9 protein-coding genes are annotated in these 17,048 nt (G+C 33.0%); 7 read left to right on the plus strand and 2 right to left on the minus strand.

From position 1 onward, the window contains the following. Positions 1 to 24 precede the first annotated feature (24 nt). On the minus strand, positions 25 to 993 hold the full coding sequence (locus RB619_RS01725; protein ID WP_308093366.1) for a transporter: 969 nt from the start codon (positions 991 to 993) through the stop codon (positions 25 to 27). 124 nt (positions 994 to 1,117) lie between these two features. On the opposite strand from RB619_RS01725, the gene RB619_RS01730 reads away from it, so the two are divergent. From RB619_RS01730 to RB619_RS01750, 5 genes are all read left to right on the plus strand, one after another. Continuing rightward, entirely contained in the window at positions 1,118 to 1,405 is a 288-nt protein-coding gene (locus RB619_RS01730) for a DUF4834 family protein (RefSeq protein WP_308093368.1), read from the plus strand. 50 nt (positions 1,406 to 1,455) lie between these two features. Then, positions 1,456 to 3,897 carry a YfhO family protein gene (locus RB619_RS01735; protein WP_308093370.1) on the plus strand — a complete coding sequence of 814 codons (2,442 nt, stop codon included), beginning with the start codon at positions 1,456 to 1,458 and terminating at the stop codon, positions 3,895 to 3,897. Positions 3,898 to 4,185: 288 nt separating this feature from the next. Then, positions 4,186 to 5,472, plus strand: coding sequence for a glycosyltransferase family 4 protein (locus tag RB619_RS01740; RefSeq protein ID WP_308093372.1), 1,287 nt, complete (start codon positions 4,186 to 4,188; stop codon positions 5,470 to 5,472). A 45-nt stretch (positions 5,473 to 5,517) separates the two neighbouring features. Further along, complete coding sequence (locus tag RB619_RS01745; RefSeq protein ID WP_308093374.1) at positions 5,518 to 6,987, plus strand: polysaccharide biosynthesis C-terminal domain-containing protein; 1,470 nt, start codon at positions 5,518 to 5,520, stop codon at positions 6,985 to 6,987. Positions 6,988 to 7,376: 389 nt separating this feature from the next. Beyond that, entirely contained in the window at positions 7,377 to 7,676 is a 300-nt protein-coding gene (locus RB619_RS01750) for a hypothetical protein (protein WP_144337265.1), read from the plus strand. Between the two features lie 141 nt (positions 7,677 to 7,817). On the opposite strand, the gene uvrA is transcribed toward RB619_RS01750, so the two are convergent. Continuing rightward, positions 7,818 to 10,613: an excinuclease ABC subunit UvrA gene (gene uvrA / locus RB619_RS01755; protein ID WP_308093377.1), complete on the minus strand. Its 2,796-nt coding sequence runs from the start codon at positions 10,611 to 10,613 to the stop codon at positions 7,818 to 7,820. A gap of 321 nt (positions 10,614 to 10,934) precedes the next feature. On the opposite strand from uvrA, the gene RB619_RS01760 reads away from it, so the two are divergent. Both RB619_RS01760 and RB619_RS01765 read left to right on the plus strand, forming a co-directional pair. Continuing rightward, complete coding sequence (locus RB619_RS01760; RefSeq protein WP_308093380.1) at positions 10,935 to 13,736, plus strand: triple tyrosine motif-containing protein; 2,802 nt, start codon at positions 10,935 to 10,937, stop codon at positions 13,734 to 13,736. 241 nt (positions 13,737 to 13,977) lie between these two features. Beyond that, entirely contained in the window at positions 13,978 to 17,043 is a 3,066-nt protein-coding gene (locus RB619_RS01765) for a TonB-dependent receptor (protein ID WP_308093382.1), read from the plus strand. Positions 17,044 to 17,048: the final 5 nt, after the last annotated feature.

Raw genomic sequence — 17,048 nt, forward strand, 5'->3', positions numbered from 1 at the left:
TTTGAAGAGACTTAGTTATAAAATTTATTCGTATTTAGATTTTCGTTTTCTTTCTTTTTCTTGATAATCAACCTCTTTCTTGTTATCAGAGTTTTTATCGGCCTTTTCTTTGTTTTTAACTTCGGTCAGTTTTTCTTTGTACCAGCCGTCATAACGCCAAGAAACACCAATGCCTCCGTATAATATTGAAGGTGTATTCTTGAAGTTCGTACTTATAGAAGCATCAACCTGCATATTTGTTGAAAGCAGATAAGCAGCACCACCACGAACAATTGCATCGCTATAAAAATCACTTTTGTAGCCTTGGTTTTCTATAAATCCAGACCATTTTTCGTTAAATCCGTGGGTCAAAGTTAAAACATATCCATAACTCGGATAATCTGTTCCGATATAATCTGCAATAATATTAGTAACAAAAACCCATTTTCCGCCTCCAAATAAATTTTGGGTAACCAAAGCTACTTTTGGAGAAATAGCACTTTCTGGAGAAAAATAATACGGATTGTCTGCGCCAACAAAATTTGCTCCTGCAAATATAGAAACTGCTGGGATTAATTCATGCCAGTTAAACGCGTGATTTGCTTTGTAACTATAAATATTGTTTTCTCGTTTGTAGTTTTTATAAGGATCGTAAATTAAATATTTAGCTCCTAAAACGGTTTGTCTGAAATTGTTTTTTTTGTAGCTAGTGTATGGAGTATCAAAATTTTCCATTTGATATTGTACATCAAGTACAAATTCCAATTGTTCCAGAAAAGCACCGTATCTAAGTGTAAAATCGGTTCCGAAACCGCTGGCATCATAATCTAACAAATCGTGTTTTTCTTTGATTCCGTAAATACCAAGTTCAGCCTGAATAACAGTTTTTCCAACTGCGTAAGCAGACATAGTTTCACCAGGACGATTTGAATTGATTACATCGGTATATTGTCCGAAAAAGAAGTGAGGCACAAAAAAAAGAGCTGTGATAAATAATTTTTTAACTTTTAACATAAATGTATTTTTGGATTAAAAAGTTATAACGCATTTCAAATGTACTATATTTTATTATTTATTTAAGATTGATATTTTAATTTTAAACAGCGGATTTACTAATTTTGGCAAAAATTATATAGTTATGCAAGAAGCATCTTTTACAAACTTGTTTAAAACGATAATGTGGATCATTGCGTTTTATTATATTTTTAAATTTTTAGCTCGAATCTTTTTACCAGTATTGGTAAAGAAAGCGGTTGAAAAAGCAGGTGAAAATTTTCAAAGACAACAGCAATACGGCCAGGATAATTCTTGGCAGAAAACTCAAAACAATAATAATGACGAAATAATCATTAACACTGCCAATGCTAAAAACCCGCGCGAAACCAAAAAAGTGGGTGATTATGTTGATTACGAAGAAATAGATTAAGTTTGTATCCTGATAAAATAGGATTCATCATTTAACCAAACCAGCCAAAATTGAAAATAGTAAATAAGTTCATTCCGCACGCCCTTGTAGTATTGGGTTTTATTCTCGTTTCATTAATTTATTTTTATCCGGTTCTGCAAGGAAAACAAATTTTCCAATCAGATATTGCACAGTATACCGGAATGGCTAAGGAGCAAAATGACTTCAGAGCTGCCGAGCATACTGAACCATACTGGACTAATTCTGCTTTTGGCGGAATGCCGACTTATCAGTTGGGTGCGAATTATCCAAATGATTTTGTTGGGAAAATTGATGATGTTTTACGTTTTTTACCAAGACCGGCTGATTACTTATTTCTATATTTCTTAGGTTTTTATGGATTGTTGCTAGTTTTAAAAACAGATCCGTTAAAAGCTTTCATTGGCGCAATCGCGTTTGGATTTTCTACCTATTTAATTATTATTCTTGGCGTTGGACACAATGCAAAAGCGCATGCCATTGCATATATGCCTCTTGTTATTGCCGGATTCATACTTGTTTTTCAGAAAAAATATGTCTGGGGAGGTTTGCTCACCATGTTTGCAGTTGCATTAGAAGTTAATGCCAACCACTTTCAAATGACCTATTATCTTTTGATTTTCCTATTGATTCTTTCAGGTTATTTTGCCTTCAATTTTATAAAAGATAAAGAATATAAACCGCTTTTAATTTCGATTGGAACTTTGACAGTAGCAGGAATTTTTGCTATTGGTGCCAATGCCGGAAATTTATTAGCAACAAGCGAATATGCAAAATACAGTATTCGTGATAAAAGCGAGTTGACTTTTAATCCTGACGGAACCAAAAATGAGACAACCGCAGCAATGACTACAGATTATATTACTGAATATAGTTATGGAATTGCAGAAAGTTTAAATTTAATTGCACCAAGAATTTTTGGAGGTTCAAGTCATGAAAATGTAGGTACAGACAGCCGTATGTATGCGTTTATGATGGAGCAAGGAGTTCCTTCTGATCAGGCTCAAGACTTTGTTTCTGGAATGCCGACGTATTGGGGAGACCAGCCAATTGTTTCTGCGCCAGCATATATTGGAGTAGTCGTTTTCTTTTTAGCTGTTTTAGCATTGTTTATTGATGAAAGAAAAATAAAATACGTCTTCCTTTCAGGAGCGTTATTTACTTTGGTGCTTTCTTGGGGAAAGAATTTCTCATTACTGACAGACTTTTTTATTGAATATGTTCCAATGTACGATAAGTTCAGAGCTGTTTCATCAATTCAGGTAATTCTGGAGTTATGTTTCCCTGTTCTAGCAGTTATGGGACTTCAGTCATTTTTTAAAGCTAAAGATGAACCTAAATTACAGCAAAAAGCATTAGTTCAAACAGGGGTTTTTGGGCTTGGTATTTTATTGATATTAGTGTGTGCAAAAAGTTTCTTCCATTTTACAGGAATGAACGATAAAAGTTATTTAGAAAGTTACGGTCCAGCTTTTGTTGATGCTTTAAAAGAAGATAGAATGTCACTTTATTCAGCTGATTTATTGCGTTCTGGATTCTTTATAGTGATAACTTTTGGAATTTTATGGTTGTTTATTAAAAACAAATTTTCGCAGACAACTACATTAATCATTGTTGGAATTTTAATGATTTTCGATTTGTTTTTTGTAGACAAAAAATATGTTTCAGCTAAAGATTTTGTGAGTCCGGTTCAAATTGCAGCTCCATTTCAAGAAACGCCAGCCGATACTAAAATTTTAGAGGATAAATCAATTTACCGTGTATTTGACTTACAAGGACAATTGCAAGGAAGATCGTCTTATTTCCATAAAACTATTGGTGGTTATAGTGCTGTTCGACCAAGAAGAATGCAGCAATTATACGATTACCAAATTGCAAAAAATAATCTAGAAATACTTAATATGCTAAATGTTAAGTATGTAATTCAGGTTGATAAAGAAGGAAATCAGATTCCGACTATAAATCCTGAAGCTAATGGAAATGCTTGGTTTGTAAGTGATTTAAAACTGGTAAATAGGCCAGATGATGTCATGAAAGCTTTAGATCATATTGATACTAAAAAAGTAGCTGTTTTTAACGTTCATGAGCACGAAGCGAAGTTTAAAAACGCTCGCATGAAAAAGCAATGGGACACAACTGGAACTATTAAAGTTGTAGAATACAAGCCAAATTATATTAAATATCAATCTGATAACAAAAATGATGGTTTAGCTGTTTTCTCTGAAATGTATTATAAAAATGGATGGAATGCATACGTTGACGGCAAGTTGACAGATCATTTTCCTGTTGATTATGTTTTAAGAGCAATGGAAATTCCAGGCGGAAAACATACAATTGAGTTTAAGTTTGAACCCCAGGTTATCAAAACTGGAGGAACAATTACTTTGATAAGTTCAATAGGAATGTTATTGCTGTTGGCAGGTGGTATTTATTTTGAGAACAGAAAACTTAATAGAAACAAAACTGAAGTTTAAACTTCTGAATGCGATTTTCTACGATTCTAAAAATAGTTCTCTTTACCATTATTGATTTATTCGTTTTTGTTTTTTGCGGAATTTACATGATGGGATATGATGACTTTTATAATGAAAGTCAAGGAGAATACTTTAGTTTTTCAAGTATGAAGACTGAGTATAAAATTGTCTGGGGATTTTATAATTTTTGGATAGTTTTAAATTGCTTGCTTTTATTTTATATCATTTATCGAGTATATAGAAAAATGACTCTAAGATAATTTTACCATAAACAATAAACGATTTTCATTGGAACAAAAAAAGCTCTTAATTATTACGTATTACTTTCCACCAGCAGGGGGACCGGGAGTACAGCGATGGTTGAAATTTGTAAAATATCTGCCAGATTTTGATGTTCAGCCGATTGTTTATGTTCCAGAAAATCCAACTTATCCAATTGTTGACGAAGGTTTAGTAAGCGAAATTTCAGATAAAGTTATTGTTCTTAAAAATAAAATTTGGGAACCATATCAGCTGGCTTCTGTGTTTTCTAAAAATAAAACCAAGAAAATCAGTTCTGGTATTTTTCCACATAAAAAAAAGCAGACATTTTTAGATAAAACTTTTCTTTGGATTCGAGGTAATCTTTTTATTCCAGATGCGCGTGTTTTCTGGGTAAAACCTTCAGTTGCTTATCTTGAAAAATATATCAAAGAAAATAATATAGATACCATTGTGACTTCGGGTCCGCCACACAGCTTGCATTTAATTGGTTTAGAATTAAAAGAAAAATTAAATGTAAAATGGTTTGCTGATTTCCGTGATCCTTGGACAACTATTGGTTATCATAAAGCATTGCGCTTATCATCTTATGCTGAAAAAAAACATAAAAGTTTAGAGCATAAAGTACTTAATACTGCAGATACTATCATTGTAACGAGTAAAACTACAAAAACCGAATTTCAGGCTATTACTAACAAGCCAATTTCTGTTATTACAAATGGTTACGATATTGAAAAGGTTGAAAAACAGCCTTTGGATACCAAATTTACGCTGGCACATATTGGTTCCTTTTTATCAGATAGAAATCCTAGATTTTTATGGGAATGTTTAGTTGAGCTTCTTAATGAAATTCCAGATTTTAAATCGCATTTAGAAATTAAGTTAATTGGCGCAGTCAGCCAAGAAGTTTTAGATGCTATTGAAGAATTTAAGTTGAATGATTATTTGAATCTTTTGGGATATGTATCGCACAATGAGGCAATTGCTCATCAAAAAAAATCACAGGTTTTACTTTTAATCGAAATTAATTCTGAAGACACTAAAAGTATTATTCCTGGGAAATTGTTTGAATATATGGTCTCAAACCGCCCAATTATAGCGATTGGACCTCAAGGTTCTGATTTTGCCGATATTATCATAGAAACCAATACAGGAGTATTTTTTGATTATTCTGAAAAAGCGAAGTTAAAAAGCGTAATTTTGGACTTTTATAATCAATTTTTAGAAGGAAAATTACAGTCTAATGGTGTTGGTTTACAGCAATATTCCCGAAAAAACTTGACAAAACAATTAGCACAATTGATTAGTGAATAGTCTAATTTTGCAAAAAATCTAAAATCTAAATTCAGAAATCCAAAAATGGGTATTGTCTTAAATCAATCTTTCAAAAATACTATTATTACCTATATAGGTTTCGCAATTGGAGCCATCAATACACTTTATTTGTATCCTGTTTTTCTTGGTGCAACTTACTATGCTTTAACGAATTACATTACTTCGGCAGCAAATGTTATTATGCCTTTGTTTGCTATCGGGATGCAGAATACTTTGGTAAAATTCTATTCACAATATAAAACAGAAGAGGAACGAGAGCAGTTTTTATCCTTCACGGCACTTTTTCCTATTTTAATGTGTATTCCGTTAGGGATAATCGGGCTTTTCTTTTTTGATGATATCACCGCTTTTGTTTCAAAAGAAAATCCAGTTGTAAAAGAGTTTATGCTCTTGATTCCGTTTATCGGAATTTGTATGGCTTATTTTGAGATTTTCTATGCGTGGGCTAGAGTGCATATGCATTCGGTTTTTGGAAATTTTATTAAAGAAGTTGGTTTGCGATTGCTTTCGACAGTTGCTTTGATTGGTTTGTACTTTAAATGGATTTCATTAGTTGAATTTGTATATGTAACTGCGGCGATTTATTTTTTGGCTTTTATGGTAACAATGTTTTATGCGTTTTACATCAAAAGGCCAAATTTCCAAATTACAATTCCAGAGAATGTGAAGGCAGTAATGGAATATACATTTTACATTATCCTATCAGGAAGTGTAGCTAATTTGCTTTTAGATGGCGATAAATTGATGCTGAATCAATATATGAAAATCGAAAACATTGCGTATTACTCAGTTGCGACATATATAGCTTTGGTAATCTCGGTTCCGAGCCGTGCAATGCATCAAATTGTGTATCCAATTACAGCAAAATTAATGCATGAAAACAAACACGATGAATTGAATTCACTTTACAAAAAGACCTCGATCAATTTGCAAATGGTGGGTGGATTTGTAATGCTTTGTATTTTTGTAAATATCAGTCAGCTTTATGAATTGGTTCCAAAGGAATACAGTGGTGGTATTGCTGTTGTATTTATGATTGGATTGTCGAAATATTTTGATTTGATATTAGGAAACAATAACGCAATCATTTTTAATACTAAATACTACCGAATGGTTTTATATTTAGGACTTATGCTGGTTGTTTTGACTATTGTTCTGAATATGATTTTTATCCCGATTTTCGGAATTTTTGGATCTGCATTTGCGACACTTCTTTCTATAACTTTATATAGTTTGGCAAAACTTCTTTTTGTGGTTAAAAAGCTTCATTTATATCCCTTTACAAAAGAAACTATTTACTCTGCATTGCTGACATTTGCATTGTTTTTAGTCTTTTATTTCTGGGAATTTCCATTTTTCCAATTAATCAGTATTGCTTTAAAATCTATTTTGGTGACTATTTTATATGTGTATCTGAATTATAAATTTAAAATCTCTCCAGATATTAATAAGGTAATTGATAGCTTATTGGGGAAAATAGGGATTAAAATTTAGTAAACATCTCTGACTTTTTTTTAATAATCATAAAAAAAATAGTGTTTCTTAAAAACACAAATATCTTATAGAGCTGTAGAGTTCTGTAAGGGTAATGCTAGACTAGATTTACTTAATGTTTAGAGTCAAGAATAAGGGTTAAGGTATTGATACTAAGTTGTTAACTTTGAAATTTTAACACTTTTTTTCTTTGCAGTTAATTTTATTAAAACTAACTTTAGCTAAGGATTAAGCAACGTTTTGCTGGCAATGATAAAAAATATCATTCATAAAGCAATAAAAGTTGAAATTCTAATGTTTTATTGAGATTGAAAATACTTTTCGGGAAGAGAAAAGTGTTAAGTAGTTGTAGTAGTATTTAGATTAATCTTTTAAATTAATTAATGATTATGAAAGGCAATCCACTTAGTCAAGAACAAAGCTTGCAAGTGTTTTCAAATATGATCTCAAACAAAGTTCATAATGGGTTTACACTAGAAGAAAGAAATGATGAATTACTTTTTGCCGTACTTTCAAAAGGCGGAAAAGTAGTAAATCATGGTTTGAATTTTATTATTTTTTGCTTGACGTTAGGATTGTGGTCGTTTGCATGGCTTTATCTTACTTTAGAGGCCTCAAAGCAGAAAAAAATATTAGTTGCCATCGATGAAGATGGTGTTCCTTTTGAAGAGAAATGTTTAGTCGCTTAAAAGGCTTTAAGCTCTACGCTTTAGGCTATAAGCAGAATCAAACCTAAAAACAAACAAAAAAACAGCCATTTTAATGGCTGTTTTTTTTAATATTCCTAAAAGCAAAAGCCTAAAGCGTATTGCCTAAGGCTTAAAGCACATTTAAAGTTTGTCTTTCAAATAAATCCCCGTAACAGATTCTTTTACTTTTACAATATCTTCTGGAGTTCCTGTGGCTAATAAATGCCCACCGTTTTCACCGCCTTCAGGACCAAGATCAAGAATCCAATCGGCACATTTGATTAAATCAAGATTGTGTTCAATTACAATTATTGAATGACCTTTTTCGATTAAAGCATCAAACGAAGCCAATAATTTCTTGATATCGTGAAAATGCAATCCAGTTGTAGGTTCGTCAAATACAAACAAAGCTTTGTCTTTTGTTGCACCTTTTACTAAAAACGAAGCCAATTTAATACGTTGTGCCTCACCGCCAGAAAGGGTAGATGAGGATTGTCCTAATTGAACATATCCTAAACCGACATCTTGCAGTGGCTGTAATTTTTGAGTGATCTTTGATTGTTTGTTTTTTTCGAAAAAAGCAATTGCATCATCAATAGTCATAGTCAGAATATCATTGATGTTTTTATCGTCAAAATTGATTTCTAGAATTTCTTTTTTAAATCGTTTTCCGCCACAAGTTTCACACGGCAGAGAAACATCGGCCATGAAAACCATTTCAATGTTTATTGAGCCTTCTCCTTTGCAGGTTTCGCAACGACCGCCATCAACGTTAAAAGAAAAATGTTTTGCTTGATAACCTCTTATTTTCGAAAGTTTTTCTTTGGCATATAAATCTCTAATATCATCATACGCTTTAATATAAGTCACCGGATTTGATCTCGAACTTCTTCCAATCGGATTTTGATCGACATATTCAATATGTTTAATCTGCGAAAAAGAACCTTTTATTTCACTAAACTGACCTGCTTTTTCGGCCGCATTTTCCAGTTTTTTCTGCATCGCAGGAAATAAGATCTTTTTTATCAAAGTACTTTTTCCGCTTCCAGAAACTCCTGTAACAACCGTTAACACATCAAGCGGAAATGTAACGTCAATATTTTTTAAATTGTTTTCTCTTGCGCCAATAATATCAATGTGATTTTTGAATTTTCGTCTTTTCTTCGGAACAGAAATTTCTAAATCGCCATTCAGGTATTTTGCCGTAAGCGAATCTGATTTTAAGATTTCTTCATAAGTTCCTTGAGCTACTAAATTTCCGCCAAAAGTTCCTGCTTCTGGACCAATATCAATAATCATATCGGCCGCTTTCATGATATCTTCGTCGTGTTCAACCACAATTACCGTGTTTCCTAAATCACGTAGAGAAAGCAAAACTTTTATAAGACGTTCCGAATCTTTTGGATGAAGACCAATACTTGGTTCATCTAAGATATACATCGAACCAACCAAACTACTTCCTAGCGAAGTCGCAAGATTAATACGCTGTGATTCTCCTCCAGAAAGGGTTGATGAATTTCTGTTTAATGTTAGGTAATCTAAACCAACTTCGGTCAAAAATGACAAGCGATTATTGATTTCAACCATCAAACGTTTAGCTATTTGGGCTTCATAAACATTTAAATCAATATTTTTGAAAAAAGTAACCAAATGTCTAATCGGCAAATCAACTAATTCTGAAACCGTTTTTCCATTGATTTTTACGTATGAAGCTTCTTCGCGCAATCGTTTTCCGCGACAGGCGTGGCATTTTGTTTTGCCTCGGTAACGCGATAACATTACTCGGTTTTGTATTTTATAATTTTTCTCTTCTAATTCTTTGAAAAAATCATTCAAGCCTTGAAAATACTGATTTCCTTTCCAAAGCAAATCTTTTTGTTCTTCGGATAACTGAAAATAAGGTTTATGAATAGGGAAATCAAATTTGTAAGCATGTTTTACTAATTCATCTTTATACCAGCTCATGCTTTCGCCTCGCCATGGATAAATTGCACTTTCAAAAACAGATAAAGAAGTATTTGGAACCACTAAATCGGCGTCAATACCAATAATATTTCCGTAGCCTTCACAAACTGGGCAAGCACCATAAGGATTATTGAAAGAGAACAAATGCACATTTGGTTCTAAAAACGTAATGCCGTCCAATTCAAAATTATTAGAATAAGAAAAACGTTTTTCTGTACCTAATTCCTGAAGAAAACAAATTCCTTTTCCTTCAAAAAAAGCAGTTTGCACAGCATCTGCCAAACGGTTGTAGAATTCTTCTTCCTCTTTAACAACAATACGGTCAATGATTAATAAAATATCTTTATTATCTAAAGTATGTAAATCGGAAGCTGTAAAATCATCTAGGCGCACCATTTCATTATCTACTAAAATACGAGCAAAACCTTGCTGTAAAAGCACTTTTAGTTTGTCTTCTAGCTGTCGTCCTTCTTCTAAATGAATTGGAGCCAAGAGAAGCCATTTACTATCAATTCCCAACGTTTTTACATCAGAAATAACATCGGTTACAGTATTTTTTTTGACTTCCTGTCCTGAAACGGGAGAAAAAGTACGGCCAATTCTGGCATATAAAAGTTTGATGTAGTCGTAAATTTCAGTCGAAGTACCAACAGTCGAACGGGCATTTGTCGTATTAACTTTCTGCTCAATTGCAATTGCTGGGGCAATACCTTTTATATATTCCACTTTTGGTTTGTCCAAGCGACCCAAAAACTGACGCGCATAAGATGATAAACTTTCTACATAACGGCGCTGTCCTTCGGCATATAAAGTATCAAATGCCAAACTGGATTTTCCTGATCCCGAAAGCCCTGTAATCACAACAAGTTTGTTTCGCGGAATTGCAACACTTACATCTTTTAAATTATGTACTTGTGCTCCTTTAATGATGATATTTTGCTTTGGGTCGAGTGTAGAAAGATCAATTTGCATAAAAAAAGTCAATTTTTACAAAAGTAATCAATTTTGAGTAGAGTTCTGTTAAGGATATTGTTCCAAATCTTAACAGAATTACCATGTTAGATCTTGGAAATTAGATATCGAAATAATGGTCTAAATTGATCATAATTTGTTTCCCGTGGTTGAAACCACGGGCTATATTTGAATATATTTGAGAAATGCTTTGAAAACATAGCCTGCGGTTTCAACTGCAGGAACGTAATAGATGATCGTAATTTTTAAAAAAGCATTGTTTCAAGAGTAAAATATCCTATTTTAGAACTGTTTTTATAATAAATTAATACCCCGATAGATTTGAAAACAAAACTTTCTGCCCTTTTTCTTTTGATGAGTCTTTTCTTGTTCTCACAGGAATTTCCGCCAATTATTAAATATTCCTCTGCTGTATATGGCGCTGGAAATCAAAGCTGGATGATTTCGCAAGACGATCAGAATTATTTGTATTTTGCTAATAATGACGGACTTTTAGAATATAACGGAACAAATTGGCAGTTATATCGCGCGCCAAATGAGACAATTCTGCGCTCTGTAAAAGTAATCGGAAATAAAATCTATACAGGAACTTACATGAATTTTGGCTACTGGACCAGAAAATCAGACGGCAGACTAAAATATACTTCACTTAGCAATACAATCAAAAGCAAAATTTTAGATGACGAGCAATTTTGGAACATACTAAAATATGATCAATGGGTTTTGTTTCAATCGCTGAATCGAATTTATATTTACGACACTAAGACAGGACAGTTTAAAATTATTGCACCAAAAAATGGCGTTATAAAATCATTTGCGCCTAAAAATGCGATCTATTTTCAAACGATGAAAGAAGGACTTTTTGAAATTGAAAGCGGAAAAGCAAAGTTGGTTTCGGATAATCCCATTTTGAAAAAATTTACAATTGCCAATATTTTTACAACTGATGAAGGTTTATTGATTCAGACACAGCTTGATGGAATGTATAAATTGGTCAAAAATACGCTGACTCGTTTTGTTACCGATGTAGATTCCGAATTAAAATCGAGTTTTGTTTACAGCAGTCAGCGTCTTCAAAATGGAAATTTTGCTTTAGGAACAGTTTCAAACGGAATTTTTGTTTTAACCGAAAACGGAAAATTGAAATACCATCTTTCGCAGAGCAAAGGATTAAGCAATAATACTGCTTTGTCGCTTTTTGAAGATAAAGATCAGAATTTATGGGCTGGACTTGATAACGGAATTAACTGTATCAATATGCAGTCGCCAGTGCACAGTTTTACTGATGATTCTGGAGTTTTAGGAACGGTTTATGCTTCAGCGGTTTATAAGGGACTCTTATACATTGGAACAAATCAAGGACTTTTTTGCAGACCGCTTGAAAGCAACAGCGATTTTAAATTTATAAATGGAACAAAAGGTCAGGTTTGGTCGCTTTTTGTTTATGATGATACACTTTTTTGCGGACATGATTCGGGAACTTTTGTGGTTACAAGTGATACTGCCAGAAGTATTTTTTCAGCATCGGGAACTTGGAAATTTGAGCCTGTCCCTCATGATAAAAAGCTGCTGCTTCAAGGAAATTACTACGGAATTTCTGTTTTAGAAAAAGTGAACAATCAATGGGTATTTCGAAATAAAATAAAAGGATTTGATTATTCGTCCCGATATTTCGAAATCTCAAATCATTTTGATGTTTATGTGAGCCATGAATATAAAGGGATTTTTAGATTAAAACTAGATAATTCGTTATCTAAAACAGCTGATTTTTATACGTATAAATCGCCTCAAAAAGGAATCCGCGCGAGTTTAACAAAGTTCAATAATTCGATTTATTATGCTTACAAAGGCGGAATTTTTAAATTAAATGCCACAACAAAACAATTTGAAAAAGACACTGTTTTAAGTTCGATTTTTGAAAATGATGAATATACATCAGGAAAATTGATTGTTGATAATTCGAATAAAATATGGCTTTTTTCTAAAAACTATATTCATTATTTCTCAGCAAGCAAGCTAAGTAATCAGTTGAAGGAAAATGTAATTCCGATTCCGGCATCTTTGACCAATTCAATGCTTGGATATGAAAACATCACCCAAATTTCTAAGTCAAATTATTTAATTGGCACAACAGATGGGTATTATACCTTAAATATTGATGATTTAAGTTTTAAAAACTACACCGTTTTTATAACAGATATCACAATGAACAAGCAAAATGAAACGCTGAAAAATGTTGCCATTCAAAACGAAGGCAGTTTTACTTCAACTGAAAATAATATCACACTAAACTATACAGTTCCAGAGTACAATAAATACATCAATACAGAATATCAATATCTGTTAGAAGGTTTTCAAAATGATTGGAGCGAATGGAGCACAAAAGCAACGGTGAATTTCAAAAATCTTTCGCCTGGAAAATACACGTTTAAAGTACGTGCAAAATATGCTAATACAATTCTTGAAAATACCGCTGTTTATACCTTTATCATTTCAAAACCTTGGTATTTGACTAATCTCGCGGTTTTCATTTATTTTCTGTTAATGTTGGCTATGGCTTATTTTATCAATAAAGCGTACCGAAATTATTATCAGAAACAAAAAGAGAAATTGATTGAAGAGAATAATCTTTTACTTGAAATAAAAGAGTTAGAAAATGAACAGCAATTAATGAAATTGAGAAACGAACAGCTTTCTCAAGATGTAGATACAAAAAGCAGAGAATTAGCTGTTTCGACAATGAGTTTAAACAGCAAAAACGAATTGTTGGCTTTTATTAAAGAAGATTTACAGAAAACAACTCCCGGTGAAAACAAAAACATTAAATCGGTTATTAGTACAATCAATAAAAATATTACTGAGGAAGATTCCTGGAATGTTTTTAAAGAAGCTTTCGATAATGCCGATAAAGATTTCTTGAAACGAATTAAACAGCTTCATCCTTTATTGACTCCAAATGATCTTCGTTTGTGTGCTTATCTTCGTTTGAATCTTTCTTCAAAAGAAATCGCACCGTTGTTCAATATTTCTGTTCGAAGTGTTGAGATTAAAAGATATCGTTTACGTAAAAAAATGGATTTACAGCACGAAATCGGTTTAGTTGAATATATTCTCGATGTATAGTAGCGAGAATAATTGGCCAAAAAAACTATACATTACCACAACATTATGACTTTGTTAGGCTTTTGTAATGAAAATGTTAAAGAAATTAACATTCGTAAATATTAGTTGTTTCAGGATTTTTTTTGCGAAATCTTAAAATTAGTAACATTTTTTTTGAGATGTATGTTTTTTGTTGAGGTTAAATTTAGCGGATTCCTAATTGGAACGAATAAATTTATCTTTCAATAAAAACTAACTAATTATGAAATCGAAATTGTTACTAATTGTACTATCGTTGTGTACATCATTTGCCTTTGCGCAATCCTATGATGTAAGCGGAACGGTAGTAGATGGGTCAGGATTATCACTGCCTGGCGTAAATGTAAAAGTTAAAAGTTCGTCTCAGAGTACAACCACAGACTTTGACGGATCTTTTAAGTTAACCGGAGTTCCAAAAGGAGCTTCAATTGTCTTTAGTTATATTGGTTACAGAACGCAAGAAATTGCAGTTTCTGGAACTAAAATGACTGTAAAAATGGCCGACGACGCAAAATCACTCGAAGAAGTCGTTGTTATTGGTTACGGAACTCAAAAGAAAAGAGAAATTACCGGAGCCGTTTCTGTTGTAGACAGTAAAACACTGGACATCTTGAAACCAACAAGAATTGAACAGGCTTTACAAGGAACCGTATCGGGTGTGAATGTAACCACGCAGTCTGGTGCGCCGGGAGCGGGATTGGATATTCGTATTCGTGGTATTGCCACAAACGGACAAAATTCACCAACTGCTATTATCGACGGTTATGTTGGAGATTTTAGTTTATTGAATCCAAATGATATCGAAACTATTACCGTTTTAAAAGATGCTCAGGCGGCTATTTATGGAACAATTGGTGCAAACGGAATCATTTTGGTAACAACCAAAATGGGTAAAAAGAACTCTAAAACTAAAGTTTCTTTTAATAGTTATGCCGGATTCCAGGAAACATCTCGAAAACTTCCAACTTTAAATGCAACAGAATATGCACTTTTATTAAATGAAAGTTATGCAAATGGAGGAAAACCGATTCCGTATCCAAATGTAAGCGGATTAGGAAAAGGTACAAACTGGCAAGATGAAGTTTTCCAGAAAGGTGCTCCTATTATTAATAATGATTTGACAATTTCTGGAGGATCAGATAATATTACCTATTCTATTAGTGGATCGCATTTAGATCAAGAAGGAATTGTTGGAGGTGACAAATCAGGTTATTTAAGAAATACGGCAAGAATTGGTTTAGGCGCTGATTTAAGCAGTAAAATTAAATTGAGAACAAATGTTATCTATACATATTTTACCAGAAGAACATTAAATGAAAATGGTCTAGGATCAGTATTATTCAACGCATTAAACGTTCCGGCAACTTTAAATCCATACAATGCAGATGGAAGTTTTACGCTAGTGCCAAACACTACGGGATTAGGAAATGAAATCATTAATCCACTAGCGCAAATTGCAAATACTTATAACGATTATAATTATAAAAAACTGAACGGAAACTTTGGATTAGATTATAAAATTTTCAAAGGATTTACCTTAGCAAGTGCTATCGGTTTTAATACTTCAAATAGTGAAGGAAAAGATTTTGCACAACAAATTAGCTACGGCGGAAAAGTTTTTGACGTGCAAAGAAGTTCAGTAACGCAAAGAGCTGTAAATGATAATAATTATTCATTTGACCTTTATGGAACTTATACAACCAAAATTGCAGAAGCTCATAATATTACGGGAACTGTTGGTACAACAATCTTTAAAGAATGGGGTAACGGACTTACAGCAACTGGTTTTGATGTTCCAAATAATTCTTGGCAATTTGCTGATATTTCATTGACTAAAGGAATTTCAGAAACACTTACAAATAGTTCTTATAATTATGACCAAAGAAGATTGTCATATTATGCAAGACTTCAGTACGATTATAAAGAGAAGTATTTACTGTCTGGAATGACGCGCCGTGATGCTTCGACTAAATTTGGGACAGGAAATAAAATTGGGTATTTTTCATCTGTTACGGGTGGTTGGATAATTTCTAAAGAAGAATTTTTTGGAGAGCCTAAGTTTATAAACTTCTTAAAGTTAAGAGCTAGTTACGGAACGTTAGGAAATGACCAAATTCCAAATTATGGTTATTTAGGACTTTTGAACGGTGAAGCAACTTACGTTTTTGACGGTGTAATTGTAAACGGAAGTTCTACAGGTCAGGTTCCAAATCCAAATTTAAAATGGGAAGAAGCTGAGAAATTTGACGTTGGTTTGGATATGAAAATCTTAAACGACAAAGTTTACATCGTTGCCGATTATTTCAGCGATATCAGAAAAGATTTATTAGTGCCAAATATTCCGGTTTCTGGAATTAATGGGACAGGAGCTCCGGGCGCAAGTGCTCCAACTTTAAACGCGGGATCGGTTAAAAATTCAGGATTTGAATTTGCAATTGATTATAAAGATAAATTCTCAGATAATTTTAATTTCAGCGTAGGCTATAATGTTACTTTCCTTAAAAATGTTGTACAAGAAGTAAATAATGGTACAGGATTTATTGAAGGAGGCGCTTTTGGTGTTGGACAGCCTGCACCTTCGCGCATGGAAATAGGAAAACCAATGGGTTATTTCTACGGATATAAAACCGATGGAGTTTTCCAAAATCAAGCAGAAATCGACGCTCATCCATCACAAATTGCTTTAGGCGCAAATGCTGCTCCTGGTGATCTTCGTTATGTGGATGTAAATGGCGATGGAAAAATCGATACAAATGATAAAACCAATATTGGTGATCCAATTGCCGATGCAACAATGGGTTTCAACATACAAATGAATTATAAAAATGTAGATTTTGCAATGTTCACATTTGCATCTGTAGGAAATGATATGGTTCGCAATTATGAAAGAACACTTTCTGACGCTAATCGTTTAAATTATGTTTTAGACAGATGGACAGGCGAGGGCTCAACAAATTCAACTCCAAGAGTTACAACGGGAGCAACGGCAAATAATGTTTTTTCTAATTATTTTGTTGAAGATGCTTCTTATTTCAGAATCCAAAATATTCAATTAGGATATTCTCTTAGTCCAAATGTGGCTCAAAAAGCTGGACTTACAAAATTAAGACTTTACGTAGGAGTAAATAATTTATACACATTTACTAAGTATAAAGGTTTTGATCCAGGCGCTTCATTTGGTCCTCAAAATCGTGACAATGTTTCTCAGTCGCCTATTGGTGCTGGAATCGATTACGGTTTTTATCCAATTCCGAGAACCTATTTAATGGGACTTAACCTTAATTTTTAATTTCA

It is taken from the genome of Flavobacterium sp. LHD-80 (genome assembly GCF_030929605.1).
Lineage (GTDB): Bacteria > Bacteroidota > Bacteroidia > Flavobacteriales > Flavobacteriaceae > Flavobacterium.